Here is a 20,039-nt window from a genome sequence, read left to right as displayed (position 1 = left end):
GCTGATTTTGGTTTTGATGTTGACAGGTCTTCTGACATTCGCGCAAAAGGTATGGACGGTTGACGGCCCTTATGTGCGTTATGAAGACCAAAAAGCAGTTGCTATCACAATTGAAAAAGATGATAATTTAACGTTGGCAAAATCGGAATTGATTTTGCCGGGTGAACAGATGGTGGTAACGCCCGAAGGGCACCCGGAGTGGGCATTTAAGGTGAGTCTTAAAGAAAAAATTGAAATTCCTTACGGTGAATATCCGGCGGCGGGCAAAACATTGTTTGTTTCGGACATAGAAGGGGAGTTTAAAGTTTTTAGGGAATTATTGCTGAAAAGCAAAGTGATCGATCAGGAGTATAACTGGATCTATGGTGCGAATAATTTGGTGATCGCGGGCGATCTGTTTGACAGGGGTAAGGATGTGGTGCCTGAACTCTGGCTGTTGTATAAACTGGAAGATGAAGCGAAGGCGAAAGGCGGCAGTGTACATGTTTTACTGGGCAATCATGATATCATGAACCTGGATGGCGACCACCGGTATACGGATGGGAAATACTTTAAAAATGCCTGGTTAATGGGTACGGATGCAACGGGTTTGTTCGGTAAGGATACTGAACTGGGCCGCTGGCTGCTTTCTAAAAATATTGTTGAAAAGATTGGTGATGTCTTGGTAATGCATGCGGGATTATCACCTGAGGTTGCCCGACTCAATTTGTCGCTTGAGCAACTGAACCATAAAGCAAGGCCCTACTATGATGTAAAAATCAATCAGATCCCGGCTGATTTCAAAGTGCTGTTTGATAAATCCTCACCGTTTTGGTACAGGGCTTATTTCAGGGAAACTAAAATTAGTATGGCAGGGCTGGACAGTACTTTACAGCAGTATGCTTGTAAATATATTGTAGTGGGGCACACTATTGTTAAATGGAATGTGGCGAGTTATTACGAGGGCAAAGTAATTGGTATTGATGTTGATACGCACAAAGGGCATTCCGCTTCGGTCTTGTATGAAAATGGGAAGTGGCATAGGGATAATCAAAAACTTTTGCGCTACAAACCCAAAAATGACCAAATAAAAGAAAAAGATATTTTATGAAAAGAATAAAATTCGATGGCTTTATCTGCAATTACGGCGGCTGAACATGAGCGCAATTTGAATAAGTTGAGTAATGTAAAAATGTACCAGTCAAGGATTGAAATTGAAAAGGAACTGGAAGGATTGCTGGCGGCTTATCATGATCAATTGATGGGTTTGGGCGATACGATTGAACAGTACAAGAGCACGGCGGCGAAAATACCGGGTGTGCGTAGAGCTGAACGGGGTAAAATTGTTTGATGGTTAGGTGAGAGCGCTGTGAAGGAGAAACTTTAATGAAGAGAATCGCATGAACGGAAACAAACCTGATGAAATAGACTTGAAGATTTTGCGGTATCTGCAAAATAATGCCTGGATGAATTTGGGAAAGCTGGCGGGATTGGTGGGCATTACCGGCGGGCCGCTGTCTACGCGGATCGAACGGATGGAAAAAGCAGGGCTGATCAAAAAATTTATGGCGGTACTGGACCGGGAAAAGGCGGGAATGCCGGTATTGGTGATGCTGCTGGTTAAATTGAAGGAGCAAAACACTGCCTTGTTAGACGAATTTGAAACTTTGGCTTGCGCGATGCCGGAAGTATTATCCTGTTTGAATATTGCCGGGCCATGGAACTTTGTGTTGCAGGTGGCGGCCCGGACACCACAGGAATATGCGGTCTGGTTGCTGGAGAATATCAATTCGCAGATTAATGTAGGCAATGTGGAGAGTTTGTTTTTATTGAAAGAGGGGAAGAGTTATGGCGCGATACCCTTAAAAATTTAGTGTGAACGGGTTTTACGCTAATTTTTACGGTAGGTAAAATAATAATAATCCGCGCGATTTTATTCAGGACATTTAAACTTATGCATTTTTTAAAGCATTAACCGCATGAAACCGACCTTCACTGATAATTGCAAATTGAGCCAAAGTACCCAGGTGGCCAGCTTATGGAAACTCATCGGGAATACGCCCTTTATCGCGATCTCGTATAGTTATCGTGGCGGCGCGCCGCAGGAAGTATTGGTGAAATGCGAACAATATAACTTAACCGGCAGTATTAAGGACAGGATGGCTTTATACATTTTACAGAAAGCCTGCGAACAGGGAAAGATCAAACCGGGAGATACGATTGTGGAAGCAACCAGCGGCAATACAGGAATTGCATTTGCGGCCATAGGCAAAGCGATCGGTGCCAAAGTAAAAATCATCATGCCGGACTGGATGAGTCTGGAAAGACGGGCCATTATCAAAGGCTATGGTGCAGAGATACAATTGGTTAGTGAAGAGCAAGGTAGATTTCCCGGCAGCATCCGGATCGCTGAGGCGATGAGCAAGTTAGACGGGGTTTTTCTGCCCAGGCAATTTGATAACCAGTACAATGTGGAAGCGCATGAAAAAACGACGGGCAGAGAAATAGGTCATTCCTTATTATTGGAAGAACTCAAGCCAGCCGCATTTGTTGCCGGCGTTGGAACCGGCGGAACGGTAATGGGTGTCGGCAATTACTTGCGGACCATATTTCCGAATATTAAGATCCATCCGCTCGAACCTGCAGAAAGTCCGACACTTTCTACGGGCGTCAAATGCGGCAGCCACCGTATCCAGGGGATCAGCGACGACTTTATCCCCGGCATTGTCGAGCTGGAAAAACTGGATAGCATCGTGCAGGTAAATGATGGGGACGGGATATTGATGGCACAGTTGCTCACCAAAAACCTCGGTTTATCGGTGGGTATATCTTCAGGCGCTAACTTGATAGGGGCCATCAAATTACAACAAGCTTATGGCGGCAAGCCTGTAGTGACCATCTTCCCGGATGACAATAAAAAATATTTGAGTACCGACCTCTTTAAAACGGAACCTGTAAAAGACCATTACCTGGCTAAGGATATAAAGCTGATCGCTCACCGGGTACTGGCCAGGGTTTAAAAATGTTACGCTCGTTCTTTAGATCAGAAATAGTTAAATGTAAATCAAGCCGCAGGTAGCGTCAGCGGTAAAAAATGGAGGTGCAGCCGGGTTTCGGCGTGCACCTTTTTTGGCGATAATTAAAACCTAAATATACCTATGATCAACTATGCAACTGAAGGCCTTGAAAACCTGGTGAACGAGATTGTTGCGAATGCTAAACACCATAGCTCCAATGAAACATCCATTAAATTACTCGCGTTGGAATGTAAACGCACGCAACAAATTGTTGCCAGGCACCTGACCACCCTTGACCGCAAAGCACATATCCGAAACTTTCAGGATATTTTGATGAACAGGCTGGTGACTATGTGCCGACAAATTGTACGAGGTCAGGGATAGTGATAGGGGAGAAATGAATGTATTGTTAGAGCTGCTGGCTAGTCTGAGAAATACCCTGCCCTTACGCATCAGCAAAAAAACTTTATTACCAATGGCCTTTATCGAAAGGCAATCAGTGCTATTAGAAGAACGTTGGCTAAAGCTGCATCATCTTTTTGCCCAAAAGGGCATTGATGAAATCTTAATAGAGGTGTCCCATATCCCCGTACGCAACTTCAACAACAAAGGCCGGCGGTTAACATGGAGTGATTATACCTGGTTGCGGCGATTCTTCGCGCTTCTGGAAACGATTGATTGGGAAAACCTGCCCTGCGGTTCCGAACAGGAGGCTGTCGTGTCCCAGCTCATCCGGATGGACTTTAATCACCAGCGTTTTTTCGCCTATTGCTACCGCTTGGTCAAAAGCAAGCTGGATGCTCATACAAGCAAGAAAGCAAAATTGAATGAGATCTTACACTGCAAAACACTTGTCCTTCAGGACTCCCATTTGGCTGACCATCGATTTGAACCTAAATCGGAGAAAATCAGTGTTCAGCTTTGTAACTGGATTGATGCGGAACTGCCGATGATCGCTGCGCTCGAACCGGATGATAAATTCGGCAACCCGTTCAAGTTATTACATACAATGAATATTTTTTGCGTAGGCTTATGGTATAAGATGTTATATGACCTGAAATTTTATGATGAACCGAACCTGGAAGTTTTGGCGGAAAAGCTGGTCAATAATATTTCGACTAAACGGGCAGTGGATTTATCGGCCCATAGTTTAAGTGTAAAATTTCATTTGAAAGATGAACGCATCATACGTAAACTTAGGAAATTCGTGCAGCAAATGCTGGAGTATCTGGACAAGCTCTTAGTTGAGATGGTAGCCTAAACCATGTTGTTCCAGGAAGGCCACGTATTCATTCCACAAGTGATGATTAAAATACGGCAGCTCCAAAATATCGTTCATGTGTAAATTTAACAAGTCACTCAAATTCCCAAGCCTGTTTAATAAGCAGGCTTTTTTTAGTTCTATACTAAGTGGCAATTGATGGATAGATTTCAACAGAATGGATTCGTTCATAGCAATCGATTACTCAAAAACAATTATATAGCATTTATGCTATATTTCCTAATAATACTGTTTGCAGTTTTGCCTTTATGGCAAGACGGCACATATCTGAACCTAAAGCAATTGAACTGCTTGCCATGAATGTTCGGAAGTACCGCACCAAAGCTAATATAAGTCAAACCGTTCTCGCGGATTTAATTGGCGTCAGTTATAGCCAAATTGCACGTATAGAATTGGGTGAAATCAATACATCAGTTAGTATGATTTATTTGATAGCGATAGCCCTAGAAATTGAACCTGCACAATTATTGGAAAATTAATTTTTCAACTAGCTTTAATACGTTTTAAAAGAAAATAAAGATGGTAGTACTACCATTTTCCCACTTGATTCGTGCCTGTTTTTCGTGATTTCTTTGTCGGAAATTATTAGAAAACATGAAGCAGAATTTTGACAACAACAGTTTCCGGGATTTCGAATACATCGCCGGTATGGATGCCTGGGCAAGGGCGAAATTATTTCAGGCTTATTTGGATGATCAAACTTTAAAACACCAGCTCAATTACCGCTTACAGGTTGACAGCGGCTGTGGCCCCGTCATCAGCATGAACGGCCAAAGGCTGATAAGCCTTGTTTCGAATGATTACCTCGGTTTCACACAGCACCCGGCCGTAATCAAAGCGGCAGTGGACGGTATAAATAAATACGGCACTGGGGCTGGCGCAAGCCCGGCCATCGGCGGGCATTATGATTATATTGAACAATTAGAAAAGGCAATCGCAAAATTTTTTAGAAAAGAGCATGCGATTATTTATACCACGGGTTATACTTCCAATAGCGCTTCCTTGCAGGCTATTTTGACGAGAGATGATTTGGTGATCATGGATAGCGGTGTGCATACGAGTGTGATGGAGGGCTGCCAGTGTTTTAACCGGAAAACGGTGAAGCATAATGATTTGAATGCTTATGAGCATGTTTTGAAAATGGCGGGTAAGAAACATCCATTGGTTTTGGTGATCATTGATGGGGTTTATTCTCAGGATGGGGATCTGGCACCTTTGCGGGAGATTATTGGTTTGTGTAAGAAATATGGGGCTAAATTGATGGTAGATGATGCGCATGGTACGGGTGTGATCGGAAAAACGGGTCGTGGTTTGATTGAAGTTTGTGATGCCTGGAACGATGTAGACCTGATTACGGGTACTTTCAGTAAAACTTTTGGTCATATTGGCGGCTATGTGGTGGGGAGTAAGGAGATGGTGAATTATTTGAAGTATCAGAGTAAACAGCATTTGTTTTCTGCCAGCTTATCGCCGGCAGCATTGTCAATTGTTAAAGCAATTGAGTTAATAGATGAAGAACCATTATGGATGTCGGTCTTAAAGGATAACTGTAAATACTTCCGGCATGGCCTGCAGCAATTGGGTTTGAATATCGGCAATACCCAGTCCGCTATTTTTCCGGTCAGGGTGGGTGATAAGATCAAAAATGCGAAGATCTGTTACGCTTTGCAGCAGAAAGGCGTTTACGCCAACCAGATCAATTATCCCGCAGTTTCGATGAAGGATGCGAGGATCAGGATGGGTATTACGGCGCGGCACAGCAAGGCGCAGATGGATGAGGTTTTGAACATTTGGTCGGATATCAAACGAGAATTTTCTTTATGAACTCTATTGCCCAGGTTTACCGGCAGGCCTGCAGGGAACTGGGCCTGCCGCCGGAAGAAAAACAACTGTTCCTGAAACTCCTGCGGGAGATCAGTACCAATACCATCAAACGAAAAAAAGCCTGGAACGTCAAGGAAGATTTTATGGTGCTCTGGTTCATCTCCGCGGGTCGGTATCCGGAACTGAGCCACAGCCCTTACCGCGAACTGATCGACCAATGGATCGCCCTCCATTTACCCTTTGAACTCAATGAACATGAACAAGCCCTCCTCTGGTTATGATATCGGTGAATTACGCACCAGACTCATCGCCATCAACGAACAAATTAATGACCTCAAAGTCCCGGTATTCGAAAACCGGGACGCCGAGATCCAGTTTTATAAAGTCACGAAACCAAATTTATATGCGCAGCGCATTTATGAGGTTGAATATTTCAATATCCTCAATAATATGCCTTTGGGCACTTTGGAAATACGCAAAACCTATTTTCACCAGGAACTGGTTTTTATCATCCGTTTTTTTAGGAATCACGCTTTTCATTACCAGTATTACCGGAATAACTGTACAGAATTAGACGATCGTTATTTCTTAAAGGATAGCGAACCCATACCTTATAGGATGGATTATCTTTTTGCGAAATTCATTGCCTACGAAAAAATTCAATATTATTTGATTGAACAGCTCAGCGAAAAGCCGGCTGTTCAAAAGCTGGTGTGGACCGGTGACAAGGTAAACCTCGTTGAACTGGCCTACGGTATTTACCATACGCATCAGATCAAAGCCGAAGTCTCCGATATCGTCGAAGCCCTGTCAAATGCATTCAACATCACCATCACCGGCGATGCCGCCTACCGCATGTACACCGACATCAAACGCCGGAAGGTGATCAGCCCCACCAACTACATCGACCAAATGGCCGCAACCGTCAGGCAACAAATAGAAGACAGCTACAGCATTAAAAAAACAAAATAACCCGCAATTATCTACCACTCCAAAACCTCGTTACATTTATTTTTGTCTGATAAATGAATAGTTCAGTAATCACAATCAAACGTAAAAAGTCCAGAGGTGAATACCTTGATTTTCGATTACAAAGACCATTTAAGGCTGTGCATCTTTTACAATTCAACGTTTAAACAATTGCATAATCCTTGCTTAACGCGCTTCACAGCAAATGCATTAATTAAAAAATTTAAAAATCAGTAGTACACTTGCTAAAGTTCGGAAATTTACCGAACTTTGTTTAATCATTAAATATGAAATTTGTTAGTAAGAAACCGTTATTAAAGCTAAAATCAAAGAACATAGGCAACAGGTTGCTGTGTGAAGCGATTGATGAATTGATTGCTGATATCGAATAAAACGATTGGAAAAGTAAAGAAGAAGTCATAGCAAGCAGGCCTGATGCAGACCAAGTTCATAATGATGGCTTTTATTTTTTCGATATTAATGTTCATAGAACATTGGTGTTAATAGAGCTGGGTGAAGATGGTACAGCTGACGCAGTTTGGGCTGATGACCATGAAGCTTATGAGCGGATTTTTAAAAATGATAAGAATACAATTGCTAAATGGCTTAAAAACAGAGGACTTATATGAAAGATACAAGATTGAATATCCAGGCAGATTTGGATGCTATTTTAAAAATTGGAAAGATCAATTCCGAAGTTGAGCACGAACGTGCAATTATGTTTTATCGTCAACTTCGTTTGATTGTAAAAGAACATCCTGAATTAGCGCATAAGCGAACCGAATTACAAGGGCTGATTCAAGCTTACGAAGAAAAAAATTGGATGAACGGGGATGTCTCCGATGAATTGATTGCGGAAAGCGATGCGGCCGAAGCAATAATTGAAAAGGAACGTATATTTTTTGCAAAACGCAAAGAACTGATCAAACACAAATTAAAAGAACTGTCATTAACACAACAGGATTTTGGAACAATTTTAGGGCATTCCAGCAAAAGCTACATTTCCGAATTAATTAATGGAATATGCTCTTTTTCTATGCGTGATTTTGTGCTTATTCATGGACTTTTGAATATCTGTTTCGAAGACCTGATTCCTACGAGCCGCATTGCCTTGGAAAGAAATAAAGTTGTGGCAACGGTCCATAAGATCAATCCGGATCTTAAAATAAATGAAGAGACCCTTGAACTGTTGGCCGCACAATAAATTGATGTAGTGTTCCAAATAATCAAAAAGCTAGTTTACGCTATATCTGAATTGATAGGTGAGAAAATTATAATGGCGTCAATTAAAAAAGCAATTACAAAAAACAGCAAAAGCCATGCAAATGACGCTTATGTTGTCAGGAAAATAGCCCAGGCTAAGGTCTTTATTGCTAAAGCCGGTGTTCCTAATGTCATATCAGACCTCAAAAGCACTAAATAAATCTCCTCTTAACGGCGCATCAAAACCTAAATTCATCGGTCAGCGGATTTGTTTCTTATATTTTGGAACATCCTTTCTGATTTCTTGATTTTTAATTTAATACATAGTAAAGCAATCGGAACTAAAACCAACAATACCGTTAATTAAAAATTTAAACACTTTGACAACAAGCTAAAGAACTTTAAGCTGGCTTGCTGGTCGTATAGCAGAAAGTTCAGGGCTGAACTGTATCTTCGTTGGATGAATTACCTCGTTTATCTCAGTACAGCCGTCAAATTGTTCAGCGGGGAAGAGTTGGAGCAAATATTGGCTATCAGCAGGATCAATAATGTCAAAAATAACCTGACCGGTTTATTGCTGTATCATGATGGCAGCTTTATACAGCTGCTCGAAGGCGAGCCGTCGGATCTGGCGGACACGTATAGCCGCATTCAGACCGACAACCGGCATAAGAACCTTATCGTAATCGATGAAGGGGAGCTGGAAGAACGGATATTTGCTAACTGGAACATGGGATTTCACCAGGCGAACGGCGAGGAAGCCGCGCAACTGCAAGCCTATACCGATCCGCAATCCATTAAAGACTGGCCCTCAGATTTAGAACACCCGGTTTTTACCATGCTGAAGACCTTCGTAAACACGAATTTGCGCTAGCTATGCAAAAACTGCGGGGAATGCTATTAATTTAATAATTAGATGGCTTATTGATGCATTTATAAACGTGGGTTTTTGCACAGTCTCACGGTTATAAACGTTTACAAAGTATAAAATAATGAATGGGGAAATAATTTTGGAGCTTGATAAGGTAAGCGCGCAACGATTGGGGATGATTAGATAGTAAAAACTTATTATAACTCGGGACGGTCATCATTGTTGCTTAAAAACCACGGTGTTATTTGAAAATCAGGGGTGGAAAATTTACTGTTGACCTTCTTTGGGGCATTTGCTGCAGCATGGCGAGTTGATTTTGCAGATTGATAAGAAATTTGCTTTTGTCATTCAGGTAACTCCGGAGACGAAGGGGAGATTTTCCATTAAGTGCGTCATCGATAAAATTTTTGACCGGGATCTTTTCAAGCAATACGGACTGCCCGATACTTACCGGAAAAAGGCAATACAAATGATCCCGAATCATGAATGAACCCGATAGCCATAGATCACTCCTGAAATCAAATACTACCGGCACAGGACTGGCCAGCCATGCTTTCGGGAGGCAATGTCCAGGATCGCCAGGCAGAAAACTATTTTGGCTTATTTCGAAAAACTGGTCTTTGGCTAAAAGGAATCGCTGATGTTCCCGTTTTAAGCGGGTGCCATCGACGACCCAGATCATATTTCTATAGAAGGCTTCACGGGATGAGCGCACCAGGGGGCTAATGGCTGAATGCTGAAATTCAATGACCAGGCCATTTGCAGTACGAACGTCAGCAATATGTTTTTCTCCTGTTTGATCATCTTTCAGGATGACTTCCTGCCATTCAAGGGGGAAATTGCTTTTCCAGTTGCGGTGCCACTCCGTTTCAGGCTCCCACCAGGGATCACATACTTTACTGCGATGGGCCCAATGATGAATACGTTGTGTTCCGCACTTGGCAATTACCTGCATCCCGCAACCCGCGCATATCCCGGTCAGGTTTGGTTCAGCTTCCACCCGTTTGTTATTGATTAATGCAAAACGCATAGCTTAAGTGATTAGAGGATAGAAATATAAGTAAAAATTACGCGTAGACTAAATTTTCATCATTACGGTTTCCCGTAAAAATTCATGTTTACTTAGGTTTAGATTTGAAATAAAATCTTTAATATGGCACAAAAATATTATGTTCATGATATCGCCCAAACCAGCGGCGATCATGAAGTTCACAACCAGGCTTGCTCTTTCTTGCCAAATGTCGAAAATCGTACCTATTTAGGTGAATTTAATGATTGTCACGCGGCAGTGGAAGAGGCCGGAAAATATTACACAAAAGTTGACGGTTGTTATTATTGTTCGCGGGAATGCGATCATGGCTGAGGATTTTTAACGTATCACCACCTTGAAATAGCTAAAATTACTGAAAATGAATTAGTTCTTGTATTTATGAATTTAACTCTTTAAATTCAGCGGACTTAAACAAATTATTGACCAATAACCTTATCCCATGATCCTGCATACGCAACCCGTTTTTCAATAAATTAAAATCATGGCCGTAGCGGCCCGGGTTTACTAATTGATCTATAATTTATTTTCATGAATAATTTTTACTTACGTCGTAGGAGTATCCTGTACTTGCCAGGCTTTTTTGCAGCTTTATTTTTTTTCAGTTCCTGCGGGCAGAATTTGCAGGATAAGGCGATTGAGCTGGGCCAGGACGGAAAAATAAAAAAGGAAGAACTCAGGGACTTTATAAATTTGGTTTCAGATAAAACAGATCATGGTGATCCCCAGTTTTACACTGCAAATAAAATTGACACGAATAAGGTGATCACTTTTATTACCAGCACCTGTGAAGCTGCCGGTATCAGGATCAATAAAGAGGATGTATATTCGGGCAGCGTAAAACCTATACCACCCAAAGGAAAGCCAAGCTTCAATGTTTACATGGAAGATTCAGAAAGTATGGATGCTTATGTCAATGGCCAGACTGGTTTCAAAGACGCGGTCTATTCGCTTTTAGGTAACGTGATCAATTCGGACGGGGCTTTTACAGGTACAAATCTTTATTATATCAACAATCAAATCACGTTCAGGCAACAAAATGCAAGTTCGAATACGTTATTGCAATTTATCCAGAACCTGGACCCGCAGACTTTCAGGAAAAATGGGGGTAACCGGAGCTCATCGGATATGCGCAGATTGTTTCAGCAAGTATTGGACAGTACCGATGACCGGCACGTCAATATGCTGGTCTCTGATTTCGTTTTTTCTCCGGGCCGGGGTCAAAACGCGGCCCTTTCTTTGCAACAGCAGAGTACCGGTATCAAAATCTCCTTTGCTCAAAAAATACAACATTTTGATTTAGCGGTCGAGGTTATTCAGCTGCGGTCTAATGTTTCAGGAAAATATTTTGATGAAAATGACAGGCCCACTGTTATTTCCGGCAACCGCCCTTTTTATATCTGGTTGTTTGGCCCGAAAGCGGAGATCAATGCCATTCGTAAAAATGGTCTTTTAAACAATATTAAAGGCGGGGTCGATCATAGCCTGGTGGTTTATAAACAAGCTGTCCCGCTTATCCATGCACATAAGCTGTTGTACACCAATAAACAGGGGGAGTTTGAAATGACTGATGGGGCGTCTGGTGATATTCATGGCGCCAAACCGGGCGAGACAAATAACATCTTTGCCTTTGACTTTTTGGTTGACTACAGCAAAGATATGGAAGACCTGGCTTTTTATGACGATACGGCTAATTACGTGCATGATCATAATTATAAACTGACGATAAATCGTTTGACGGCTGGTGAAGATCCGGCAAATGCGAGCTATACCCACCGGTTGCATTTGTCGACAACTGCGCTGGATGACCAGGATCTTCACGTCTATACCAAAGCAGAACCGCCGAGATGGGTAATGGCGGGCAGTTCAATGGATGACCGTAACATCAGGGACCCCTTGGAAATGCGCAAGACATTTGGCTTACAATACCTGATACAGGGGGTTTACGACGCTTTTTACGCCCCTCCTCATCAAAATAAATCAACAGAAGTTCAAATCACCGTAAAGAAGTAAATCATGTTTGACTGGCTTTATTCTATAGGAAAAGACATCCATTTCATCACGGGCGATATGCTGACCCACTTAAAAGGTTTTGATATTCGCTGTTCCGGGTATTACGGCACGCCTTACGCGACCTACCTGGCGATATCGTTTTTAATAATTACACTTGGTGGGATAGGCATGCAGTATTTTGCGATCGATAGCCCGCCAAAACGTCCTGTAGCGACCTGGTGGTTCGTCGAACTGATCATCGCCATCGTAAATTTCATTGCCGCTTACTTTGTAATAGGTTCATCAATTTCTCCGGGACATCATTGTAAGGATTTGATGCTGAATGGATTGGATGTGATCGGCGTCTGTTTTTTTAATGTCCTGTGCGGGTTGATACTTGCCATGCTAGTGACCGGGCTGCCCTGGATCCGACGGATGAGTACCAATAACGTTTTTACCACATTTTATAAAAATAACTAAGGTATGAAGAAACTTTACATTTTCGCAGTTGGCGGAACAGGGTCGCGCGTGCTGAAAGCTTTTACGATGCTTTTAGCAGCCGGTGTGAAACCAGATAGTGGTGAAGCGTATCAAATCGTGCCCATTATAATGGATCCCCATAGTACAAATCTTGATTTTCAAAGAACGACCACGCTGCTGGAAAACTATATGGCGATTACCAAAGCGATCAGGAACGGAAATGGTTTTTTTGGTACCGCGATTAGTAATTTGCGGGGGCTGAACCCCAAAACGTCGGCGCTTCCGGATACATTTACTTACGATTTGAAGAAAGTATCGGGAAGTAAGTTCAAAGATTATATTGGTTTTAACCAAATGAATGAAGCCAGTCAAAGTTTGGCGCAGGTCTTATTTTCCGGTACCACGGTGGATAAGCGAAATCAGCCCATTGACCTGCTTGATATTGAAATGGATATCGGTTTTATCGGCAACCCGAATATCGGCAGCGTGGTCTTGAATCAATTTAAAGATTCTGCTGAGTTCAGGGAATTCGCCTCGAGTTTTACAAATGAGGACCGGATAATGGTGATCAGCTCGATTTTCGGGGGAACAGGAGCGGCCGGTGCGCCAATTATTGTAAAAAATATCCGCAACGCTATGCAGGCAGACGTGGATAGCGCGGGCTTCCTGAGGGATGCCAAAATCGGCGCGGTGACGGTGCTTCCTTATTTTAATATCGCCAAAGACACCAAATCACCTATACAAAAGTCGGTTTTTATCGCTAAAACCCGGGCGGCGCTTTCCTATTATCAAAGCAACCTGGATGGGGTGATCAACGTGATGTACTACTTCGCGGATTCATTGAATGGCAAAGCGTATAAAAATGATCCGGGAAATGGCGGTCAAAAGAATAACGCACACTTTGCCGAACTTGCTTCGGCCTTGGGAATATTTGACTTTTTATCGATGAATGACACGCAGCTCAAAAATTCAAATGGAACTGTACAGCGTTCCGTTTATAAAGAATTCGGAGTAAAGGTGAAAGCGGATAAGCTCAAATTCAAGGACCTGGAGGATGAAACTTTAAGTAAGATCCGTAAAAGCCTGGCGCAACTTTCCCTGTTTAAAAAATATCTCGATGAGGAGTTATCCAACGCCATGGAAAAAACCACCTGGGCCATTATGACACCTAAGGTCGAGCCGGATTTATTGCGGGATGGATTTTACAATACCCATCTCAGGGAGTTTTTAGACGAATTTGCCATATGGCTTGACGAAATGGCGGAAAACGGGAGGGGCTTTGATCCGTTTAATTTAAAAGCCGATGTCCGGACTTTCATTACGGAACATCCTGCGAAAACGCCTTGGTATTCTTTTAAAAAGTTTAATTACAAACACGTGAACGCGAGTTTAAACGCTGCGTCTAAAAAGCGTGACTATGCAGACAATAAAGAAAAACTGGTGCATATTTTCCACCAGGCTACACAAGATACTCTTCAAAAATACTTTAAGATAAAATCCTGATTTATGAGCGAAATATTTGGTTTTTCCGGACAGGACGGCAGGCACTGGTTCAATTCAGTTATCTATGATGAAAATATCATCGAGAAGATCAAAGATCCGGAAGGTGGGGGGCAGGTGCAATTGCCGACAGCGATACCCAGTCCTTTCGCACGGCTTGATCTGATCCGAATCGCTTTTGAGCATATCAACAGGACAGCAAAACTTCAAATGTCAGAGACGGATGGCGAGGTCATCGCAAGCGCTGAAGATGAACGGCTGGTTTCCTGCACGCTTGACTTTTTGGAATTGTTTTTTCATTACGCTGATTTTAGTAAAGATTTTAAGGTCATTCCCTGGAATTTGGTTAATGACATCAGTTCGCTGGTAGGCAACGCGGATACACGTGACTTTGGGGAGGCGCTTAAGCTTTTCATCCAGCAGGATGCCAGGGTTTACAATTTTGATTTGACAGCGAACTTGTACCTGATCAAGTATAAATACAATGTGATTGGCATGACTTCGCCTGTCACGTTGTTTTGTCCAGGGGAGAATGATCTCAAAGCGCTTGATATCCGTGTGGATGGGCAGCAATTGTTCAGCCAGCCCAAGCCTTTGTATTTGCGATCGGAGCAATTTCAACGATTCGTTCATTTTTATTTTAAAAAGTACACTGCTTTAAACAATCTTATGCCCTGGCTTTCAGCTTATGTTTCCAAGAGCAAAGCCGCGTTAAAAAATATGGGTACGGAAGGGGCCAGGTCGCTCTTTCAGATGATCAGTCAAATTGAGGATAACCCGGCTATGGCGGAAATGTCCTATGCCAGTATTGGGGGCCTGAAAATCTTCGATGCGGCCGGGGAGCATTTGCCCTTAATGATGTTAAATCCTGAAATTGAGCAAAGGGCAGCTGATGCCCGGCAGCGAGCCCAGACAGAAGCCGTAAAAACCAAGGCGAGAAGCAGCGCGCTGCGTATCGACTCCGCGAAACAGGATCAGGAAAATCCTGCACTGATCCTTAGAAATGACTTACAGGAGGGGCACCTGTATTTGGATGGGCCATGGAACAATGACACAAAGGTACCAAACGTCTATCATTTACCGGTTAATGATCGCCCTTTACCCGGTTCCGGCGTAATTTATCCTCATTTGGTGGTAAGTGACTTACTGGAGCCGGTGTTGATCCGTTTGGTTTACCCGGTCAGTAAACGATTTTTTAACGGGAACTACCATGCAGACGCGGGGTTTGCAAATAAGGGATACCTAATACCGCTGAAACCTAAATTCTTTGAGTACTTTACCGTTGATCAACTAAAGTCAGGCCTGGCAGGAGCGCCAAAGATCGAAATCAGGCAGCATGTTGGCGCTGTGCTTGTCAAACTGCAAATCCCTTTAGCCAATGGCAGCTATGTGCCCATTGAACGGACTTATTATGATACTGAAAAGGATATACCGGTTTTAGAGATAGAGCAGACCAACCGCGGCTTGATCCGGGAGCACGAGGTCGGGATCACTTTGTTCCCATTCCTCAGGACGCGCATCCCTGAATTGTCAGCGCTGTACCGGGTTCAATTGGTAGACAGAAATACGAACAACCAATTCGCGGCTTTGGATTACCGGCTCGAATTTTTCGCGGACACGGATAAAGGGTATCGTCAAATCGAAAATAAAGAAAAAACGCGCAGTAATAAACGTGTCCATAATCTGGGCACGAAATATTATATTGTAAATGAAGAATTTGATTTTGTAAGTGTCAAATCTCCTGCCGCTAGCGGTCTGATCATTCCCGACTGGCAACCGTTCCACCAGGGTAATGTGACCTATGATTTTGCAATTGATTTTGGAACGACGAATACCCATATGGAGTACCGTACCTCTCAAAATCCGGTACCCCGGCCATTTGACATCGGGCCGAATGAAATCCAGATCGCAACGCTTTTTGACCCGGACACCACCAGCGAAGACTTTTCCGGCAGCGGCGCTATCGCGATCCGTGAGTCTATCCTGGAGGAATTCGTTCCTTTCCAGATCGGGCGCCCCCAATCAGAGTTTAGTTTCCCTCACCGGACCGTACTGGCATTAACGCCGAACTTAGGCAGTAATGAGACGGCCGCACTTGCGGATTACAATATCCCTTTTATTTATGAAAAGAATGATTTTCGTTATAATAGCGATTTTGAAACTGACCTGAAGTGGTCAAAGCATAACACGGAAAACTTCAATAAGGTTAAAGCTTATTTTGAAGAGCTCCTGTTTTTGATCCGGAATAAGATCCTGATCAATAAGGGAAGGCTGAGCGAAACTAAAATTACGTGGTTTTACCCTACGAGTATGCAGCCAAGCCGGGTAGCGACGCTAAAGCAACTTTGGGAAAAAACGATAGCAATTTATTTCCCGCCGAGCGTTTCCGTTTTTAACATGCCGGAGTCCCTGGCGCCTTTCTATTATTACAAGTTTTCGAATATTATTCCCGGGGGCAATCATACCCCGGCGGTATCCATAGACATCGGTGGCGGAACATCGGACGTGGTTATTTTTAAAAATAACGCCCCGCTTTTCCTCACTTCCTTCAAGTTTGCCGCCAATACCTTATTCGGTGACGCATTTTTGTCGCTGCGCAAGGACGATCTGGGGATGCTCGGAAAACATTTGCCGCATTTTAAAAAGGAACTGGGAGCAAACAATGATTATAAACAAGTCCTTTCCGCATTAGAGCAGGTGTGCCTCCGCGGAAAATCGGCAGATATCAATGCCTTTTTGTTTTCGTTGGAAGGTAACCCGAAAATAGCCGACCGGACGTTGTTTTCTTATGATATGCTATTGAACAATGACGAGGAACTAAAAATTGTTTTCCTGTATTTCTTTTCAGCTATCATTTATCATGTCGCGGACTGGATGAAGACATGTGGGGTGGAAATGCCGACTTATGTATTTATGAGCGGAACGGGTTCAAAGGTGCTCAATATTCTTTCTCCGGATAAAAGTTATGTCGAACAATTAGTATCCAGGTTATTCGCGGCGGTATACCATACAAATTCACCTGACAAGATAAAGATCATTACTGATGCTAAAATCCCGAAAGAAGCGACTAGCAAAGGGGGGCTGCTCAGTATGGGGCAAACCGCGGAATTTGAACTTGATGCTGTTAAGCGGGTTTTAAATTACGACGAGAATGGCCCCTCGGTCAAAAAACTACGTTACGACGAAGTTAATGATACAATTAAGAAGGCTGTCGTGAGCGAAGTGGCGGCATTTAACGATATTTTTATTCACCTGAATGATGACGGATTTTTGTTCGACAAATTCAGTGTTTCCAGCCGTTCATTTAATTATTTCAAAGGCCATGTGAATGATGCGCTCGGCGACTACCTGGCTGACGGCATTCAGTTTAATATGAATTTGAATGCCGAAGAGGATCGTGATAAGGTACTGGAAGAAAGCCTTTTCTTTTTGCCGCTAATCGGCGTGATTTATAATATGACGAATTACTTAAGCAGTCTGCAATGAAAAAAGCCATGACCTTAACCGGTATCATTTTGCTGGTTTACGATTTTGCATACGCCCAACCTAATGTTGAAAATAAAGATTCGCATAGCTATATCGCGCTTATTAGCGCAATTTTGCCTTACTTATGCTTTTTGCTGGTCATTTTTTTTATCATTAAACAATCGAGGTTCGAAACGAAACAAAACGCAAGACATGAAAGGTTGAAGCGATCGGTTGCGGATACAGAAAATGAGATACGCACGTTAAACCGGCGCCAACATTCCGCAACGGGTACAGACAATGAATTTGCTATCGCGAAACTCGGGGATCAGTTAGCAGAGATAAAGATCGCATTACAGCTGTTACAGGCAGATCCGATCAAAGCGCCCCTAGAACCAAGTTTGCCTGTTGTTGAAGAAATAACGGGGTTGCGGGAACCGACGCCGCCGGAACCACAGGAGGTGCAAACCCCGGAAGAGATATTTTACCTGTCGACCCCAAACGCTGATGGCAGCTTTAATGTGAGTTCGGCACAAATGAATTACAAACCGGGCGCGTCCATTTATCGATTTAAAAAGACTGCACCCAACCTGGCCATGTTCAAGATAGATGAACGCGAGGATGCGGTTAAACTGGCACTGCAATATTCCGACAAAAATATTGACCCGGTATGCGAACCAGTCAACGCCTACAGCAGGAATGCTAAAAAGGTAAAAACGCCTACGGGAGGCGACGGGCAGGCAACCTTACTAGATGATAAATGGGTAGTAACCCAAAAAGCAAAAGTTTTTTATGAATAATGACGGCATAGAATACCTCATTCTGGCTTTTTTCCTGCTATTCCAGGGATCGGTATTTCTTTGGAACATCAGGAAGATCTTCGACTATGAACATATTATTGCTGCTAACGCGGTGTTTCGCTTAATTTCGGTCGATGTAACAGATAGCCTTATCGCTGACGCTGAGTCGCGGGATTTCTATGCCGACGAGATCGGGGTACAGCAATATCATTTGACGGACGAACATAAGCCAGTAAGCGTCAACCTGATTGGTTGTAAGAATGCCTCGAAATCGCTTCAAAACATTCTTGCCGCAATTAACCGCTATTTAATACACAACAATATGGCGGCGGCTGATTTTCATTTGATCAAGGACATTACCGAGCGAAATATGGACGCGGCGGAAGAAGACATCAACCAAACGATCTCTATACCACTCTACCTGGGTTTGATGTCTACGATGATCGGGATCATCATCGGGCTTACTAAAATGCCCAACCTGGACGTGGCAGTCGATCCGACCGGGAAAGATATCTTGCTGAATCAAGGGATCACGATGCTGATAGGCGGTGTAAGGATCGCGATGATCGCTAGTTTCGTCGGCCTTGGGCTCACGATTTTAAGTTCCGGCTGGGTGTTTAAAGGCTCGCGAAACAAGGTTGAAAACCGAAAAAACGCGTTTTATTCTTTTATCCAAACTGCTTTGCTTCCCGTGATGAACCAGAGCATCGGCGCATCGCTCAATTCTTTACAGCACAACTTGTTACGATTTAATGATGAATTTGCTGAAAATCTTCAAAGCCTATCGGGTATTTTCAGGCAGAATTACGATGCCCTGGTCATGCAGGAAAATATTTTAAGGGAGATCAACGAACTGGATATGGTCAAATTGTCACGCTTCAACCTCGATATGTTCCGGGAAGTAGAGCGGTCCGTAAAAGAGTTCGAAAAATTCAACCTGGGTATGTCAAACCTGAATGAATTTGTGGATTCGTCCAAGATGTTATCCGAACGCGTAACCGACCTGATGAAACGGTCTGAAAATTTCGAACGAATCGCCGAAGCCCTTCAGGACCGGCTCTACACGAGTGAAAAACTATTAAAATTCCTGGGGGACCATTTCGAAACGTTGTCCGAGCATAAAGACCTCGTTGTAACAGCGGTGGGTGACACATCGGTATTTGTTTCCAATTTGTTCAGGGAACTGCAGGCGCATTTTCGCCAGTCCGGCCAGGAATTAAAACTTCATACGACAGAGGAACTGCTTGCGCTGAAAGCCGCGCTCGCGGACAGCCGCACCAGCCTGTCCAACCTGGAATTTTTAAAACAACTTGACCAATTGGAGCAACTGGCCAGCCTGAAACGCCTGGACGAACTGGGTAGTTTGCAGTCCCTGAGCGACCTGGATGAACTTAAACAATTGTCAGAACTTAAATTGATCAATAAGGGGGTGGCGACTTTTAATGAGAACGCGGCTTTCCAGACGCAGACCACTGCTTTATTAAAAGAGCTAAATGGCAGCATCGGTGAAGCGGTTAAATTAGTGGAGCAGGTGCACGCCGATTGGATGGCAGATAAAAATTCCGGTATCGGCGGCGCGGTCAAGCGCCTTTTCCGCCGTCAAAATTAA

General features: G+C 43.3%; 22 protein-coding genes. 20 read left to right on the top strand and 2 right to left on the bottom strand.

Features of this window, described 5'->3' with window-relative positions; genetic code table 11:
* Positions 1–16 precede the first annotated feature (16 nt).
* The 6 genes from FO440_RS22355 (at position 17) to FO440_RS22330 (ending at position 4,257) form a co-directional block, all read left to right on the top strand.
* Positions 17–1,090: a metallophosphoesterase gene (locus FO440_RS22355; protein WP_144250540.1), complete on the top strand. Its 1,074-nt coding sequence runs from the start codon at positions 17–19 to the stop codon at positions 1,088–1,090.
* A 15-nt stretch (positions 1,091–1,105) separates the two neighbouring features.
* Complete coding sequence (locus FO440_RS22350; protein ID WP_144250539.1) at positions 1,106–1,330, top strand: hypothetical protein; 225 nt, start codon at positions 1,106–1,108, stop codon at positions 1,328–1,330.
* A gap of 49 nt (positions 1,331–1,379) precedes the next feature.
* The gene (locus FO440_RS22345) at positions 1,380–1,853 is read left to right on the top strand and encodes an Lrp/AsnC family transcriptional regulator (protein WP_144250538.1); all 474 of its coding nucleotides are present in this window, start codon (positions 1,380–1,382) and stop codon (positions 1,851–1,853) included.
* A 105-nt stretch (positions 1,854–1,958) separates the two neighbouring features.
* Positions 1,959–2,999, top strand: coding sequence for a PLP-dependent cysteine synthase family protein (locus FO440_RS22340; RefSeq protein WP_144250537.1), 1,041 nt, complete (start codon positions 1,959–1,961; stop codon positions 2,997–2,999).
* Positions 3,000–3,137: 138 nt separating this feature from the next.
* Positions 3,138–3,380 (top strand): hypothetical protein, encoded by a 243-nt coding sequence (locus tag FO440_RS22335; RefSeq protein WP_144250536.1) that lies wholly within the window; start codon positions 3,138–3,140, stop codon positions 3,378–3,380.
* A gap of 13 nt (positions 3,381–3,393) precedes the next feature.
* Complete coding sequence (locus tag FO440_RS22330) at positions 3,394–4,257, top strand: hypothetical protein (protein WP_144250535.1); 864 nt, start codon at positions 3,394–3,396, stop codon at positions 4,255–4,257.
* On the opposite strand, the gene FO440_RS22325 is transcribed toward FO440_RS22330, so the two are convergent.
* A complete protein-coding gene (locus FO440_RS22325) occupies positions 4,237–4,449 on the bottom strand; it encodes a hypothetical protein (protein ID WP_144250534.1) in 213 nt (70 codons plus the stop codon). The genes FO440_RS22330 and FO440_RS22325 overlap by 21 nt on opposite strands.
* 77 nt (positions 4,450–4,526) lie before the next feature.
* Between FO440_RS22325 and FO440_RS22320 the strand changes: the two genes are divergently transcribed.
* The 7 genes from FO440_RS22320 to FO440_RS22290 all read left to right on the top strand — a co-directional run bounded on the left by FO440_RS22320 (position 4,527) and on the right by FO440_RS22290 (position 9,148).
* The gene (locus FO440_RS22320) at positions 4,527–4,757 is read left to right on the top strand and encodes a helix-turn-helix domain-containing protein (protein WP_144250533.1); all 231 of its coding nucleotides are present in this window, start codon (positions 4,527–4,529) and stop codon (positions 4,755–4,757) included.
* Positions 4,758–4,872: 115 nt separating this feature from the next.
* A complete protein-coding gene (locus FO440_RS22315) occupies positions 4,873–6,102 on the top strand; it encodes an aminotransferase class I/II-fold pyridoxal phosphate-dependent enzyme (protein WP_144250532.1) in 1,230 nt (409 codons plus the stop codon).
* The gene (locus FO440_RS22310; RefSeq protein ID WP_144250531.1) at positions 6,099–6,383 is read left to right on the top strand and encodes a hypothetical protein; all 285 of its coding nucleotides are present in this window, start codon (positions 6,099–6,101) and stop codon (positions 6,381–6,383) included. Before FO440_RS22315 ends, FO440_RS22310 begins: the two co-directional genes overlap by 4 nt.
* Entirely contained in the window at positions 6,358–7,074 is a 717-nt protein-coding gene (locus tag FO440_RS22305; RefSeq protein WP_186292758.1) for an RteC domain-containing protein, read from the top strand. The genes FO440_RS22310 and FO440_RS22305 overlap by 26 nt, the downstream gene beginning before the upstream one ends.
* 622 nt (positions 7,075–7,696) lie before the next feature.
* Positions 7,697–8,275, top strand: coding sequence for a helix-turn-helix domain-containing protein (locus FO440_RS22295; protein ID WP_144250529.1), 579 nt, complete (start codon positions 7,697–7,699; stop codon positions 8,273–8,275).
* Between the two features lie 72 nt (positions 8,276–8,347).
* The gene (locus tag FO440_RS24590) at positions 8,348–8,494 is read left to right on the top strand and encodes a hypothetical protein (RefSeq protein WP_186292757.1); all 147 of its coding nucleotides are present in this window, start codon (positions 8,348–8,350) and stop codon (positions 8,492–8,494) included.
* A gap of 240 nt (positions 8,495–8,734) precedes the next feature.
* Positions 8,735–9,148, top strand: a complete 414-nt coding sequence (locus FO440_RS22290) for a BLUF domain-containing protein (protein ID WP_144250528.1) — start codon at positions 8,735–8,737, stop codon at positions 9,146–9,148.
* A gap of 238 nt (positions 9,149–9,386) precedes the next feature.
* On the opposite strand, the gene FO440_RS22285 is transcribed toward FO440_RS22290, so the two are convergent.
* Positions 9,387–10,175: a competence protein CoiA gene (locus FO440_RS22285; protein WP_144250527.1), complete on the bottom strand. Its 789-nt coding sequence runs from the start codon at positions 10,173–10,175 to the stop codon at positions 9,387–9,389.
* Between the two features lie 123 nt (positions 10,176–10,298).
* Here FO440_RS22285 and FO440_RS22280 point away from each other — a divergent pair, with 123 nt between their 5' ends.
* From FO440_RS22280 to FO440_RS22250, 7 genes are all read left to right on the top strand, one after another.
* Positions 10,299–10,508 (top strand): hypothetical protein, encoded by a 210-nt coding sequence (locus FO440_RS22280; protein ID WP_144250526.1) that lies wholly within the window; start codon positions 10,299–10,301, stop codon positions 10,506–10,508.
* Between the two features lie 216 nt (positions 10,509–10,724).
* Positions 10,725–12,206 carry a hypothetical protein gene (locus FO440_RS22275; RefSeq protein WP_144250525.1) on the top strand — a complete coding sequence of 494 codons (1,482 nt, stop codon included), beginning with the start codon at positions 10,725–10,727 and terminating at the stop codon, positions 12,204–12,206.
* A gap of 3 nt (positions 12,207–12,209) precedes the next feature.
* Positions 12,210–12,665: a hypothetical protein gene (locus tag FO440_RS22270; RefSeq protein ID WP_144250524.1), complete on the top strand. Its 456-nt coding sequence runs from the start codon at positions 12,210–12,212 to the stop codon at positions 12,663–12,665.
* 3 nt (positions 12,666–12,668) lie between these two features.
* Entirely contained in the window at positions 12,669–14,168 is a 1,500-nt protein-coding gene (locus FO440_RS22265; protein ID WP_144250523.1) for a hypothetical protein, read from the top strand.
* 3 nt (positions 14,169–14,171) lie between these two features.
* Positions 14,172–17,651 carry a cell division protein FtsA gene (locus FO440_RS22260; RefSeq protein WP_144250522.1) on the top strand — a complete coding sequence of 1,160 codons (3,480 nt, stop codon included), beginning with the start codon at positions 14,172–14,174 and terminating at the stop codon, positions 17,649–17,651.
* Positions 17,648–18,430 (top strand): hypothetical protein, encoded by a 783-nt coding sequence (locus FO440_RS22255; RefSeq protein ID WP_144250521.1) that lies wholly within the window; start codon positions 17,648–17,650, stop codon positions 18,428–18,430. The genes FO440_RS22260 and FO440_RS22255 overlap by 4 nt, the downstream gene beginning before the upstream one ends.
* On the top strand, positions 18,423–20,039 hold the full coding sequence (locus tag FO440_RS22250; RefSeq protein ID WP_144250520.1) for a hypothetical protein: 1,617 nt from the start codon (positions 18,423–18,425) through the stop codon (positions 20,037–20,039). The genes FO440_RS22255 and FO440_RS22250 overlap by 8 nt, the downstream gene beginning before the upstream one ends.

This window comes from Mucilaginibacter corticis (assembly GCF_007558865.1).
Taxonomy (GTDB): Bacteria; Bacteroidota; Bacteroidia; order Sphingobacteriales; family Sphingobacteriaceae; genus Mucilaginibacter; species Mucilaginibacter corticis.
This window is presented reverse-complemented; position numbering and strand designations above follow the sequence as displayed.

Bases quoted from the DNA above. Each gene is read 5' to 3' on its own strand.
- FO440_RS22290 (WP_144250528.1), top strand. From the start codon at position 8,735: ATGAATTACCTCGTTTATCTCAGTACAGCCGTCAAATTGTTCAGCGGG.
- FO440_RS22355 (WP_144250540.1), top strand. From the start codon at position 17: ATGTTGACAGGTCTTCTGACATTCGCGCAAAAGGTATGGACGGTTGAC.
- FO440_RS22330 (WP_144250535.1), top strand. From the start codon at position 3,394: ATGAATGTATTGTTAGAGCTGCTGGCTAGTCTGAGAAATACCCTGCCC.
- FO440_RS22320 (WP_144250533.1), top strand. From the start codon at position 4,527: ATGGCAAGACGGCACATATCTGAACCTAAAGCAATTGAACTGCTTGCC.
- FO440_RS22295 (WP_144250529.1), top strand. From the start codon at position 7,697: ATGAAAGATACAAGATTGAATATCCAGGCAGATTTGGATGCTATTTTA.
- FO440_RS22255 (WP_144250521.1), top strand. From the start codon at position 17,648: ATGAAAAAAGCCATGACCTTAACCGGTATCATTTTGCTGGTTTACGAT.
- FO440_RS22345 (WP_144250538.1), top strand. From the start codon at position 1,380: ATGAACGGAAACAAACCTGATGAAATAGACTTGAAGATTTTGCGGTAT.
- FO440_RS22315 (WP_144250532.1), top strand. From the start codon at position 4,873: ATGAAGCAGAATTTTGACAACAACAGTTTCCGGGATTTCGAATACATC.
- FO440_RS22285 (WP_144250527.1), bottom strand. From the start codon at position 10,175: ATGCGTTTTGCATTAATCAATAACAAACGGGTGGAAGCTGAACCAAAC.
- FO440_RS22280 (WP_144250526.1), top strand. From the start codon at position 10,299: ATGGCACAAAAATATTATGTTCATGATATCGCCCAAACCAGCGGCGAT.
- FO440_RS22275 (WP_144250525.1), top strand. From the start codon at position 10,725: ATGAATAATTTTTACTTACGTCGTAGGAGTATCCTGTACTTGCCAGGC.
- FO440_RS22350 (WP_144250539.1), top strand. From the start codon at position 1,106: ATGGCTTTATCTGCAATTACGGCGGCTGAACATGAGCGCAATTTGAAT.
- FO440_RS22340 (WP_144250537.1), top strand. From the start codon at position 1,959: ATGAAACCGACCTTCACTGATAATTGCAAATTGAGCCAAAGTACCCAG.
- FO440_RS22335 (WP_144250536.1), top strand. From the start codon at position 3,138: ATGATCAACTATGCAACTGAAGGCCTTGAAAACCTGGTGAACGAGATT.
- FO440_RS22265 (WP_144250523.1), top strand. From the start codon at position 12,669: ATGAAGAAACTTTACATTTTCGCAGTTGGCGGAACAGGGTCGCGCGTG.
- FO440_RS22260 (WP_144250522.1), top strand. From the start codon at position 14,172: ATGAGCGAAATATTTGGTTTTTCCGGACAGGACGGCAGGCACTGGTTC.
- FO440_RS22250 (WP_144250520.1), top strand. From the start codon at position 18,423: ATGAATAATGACGGCATAGAATACCTCATTCTGGCTTTTTTCCTGCTA.
- FO440_RS22310 (WP_144250531.1), top strand. From the start codon at position 6,099: ATGAACTCTATTGCCCAGGTTTACCGGCAGGCCTGCAGGGAACTGGGC.
- FO440_RS22270 (WP_144250524.1), top strand. From the start codon at position 12,210: ATGTTTGACTGGCTTTATTCTATAGGAAAAGACATCCATTTCATCACG.
- FO440_RS24590 (WP_186292757.1), top strand. From the start codon at position 8,348: ATGGCGTCAATTAAAAAAGCAATTACAAAAAACAGCAAAAGCCATGCA.
- FO440_RS22305 (WP_186292758.1), top strand. From the start codon at position 6,358: ATGAACAAGCCCTCCTCTGGTTATGATATCGGTGAATTACGCACCAGA.
- FO440_RS22325 (WP_144250534.1), bottom strand. From the start codon at position 4,449: ATGAACGAATCCATTCTGTTGAAATCTATCCATCAATTGCCACTTAGT.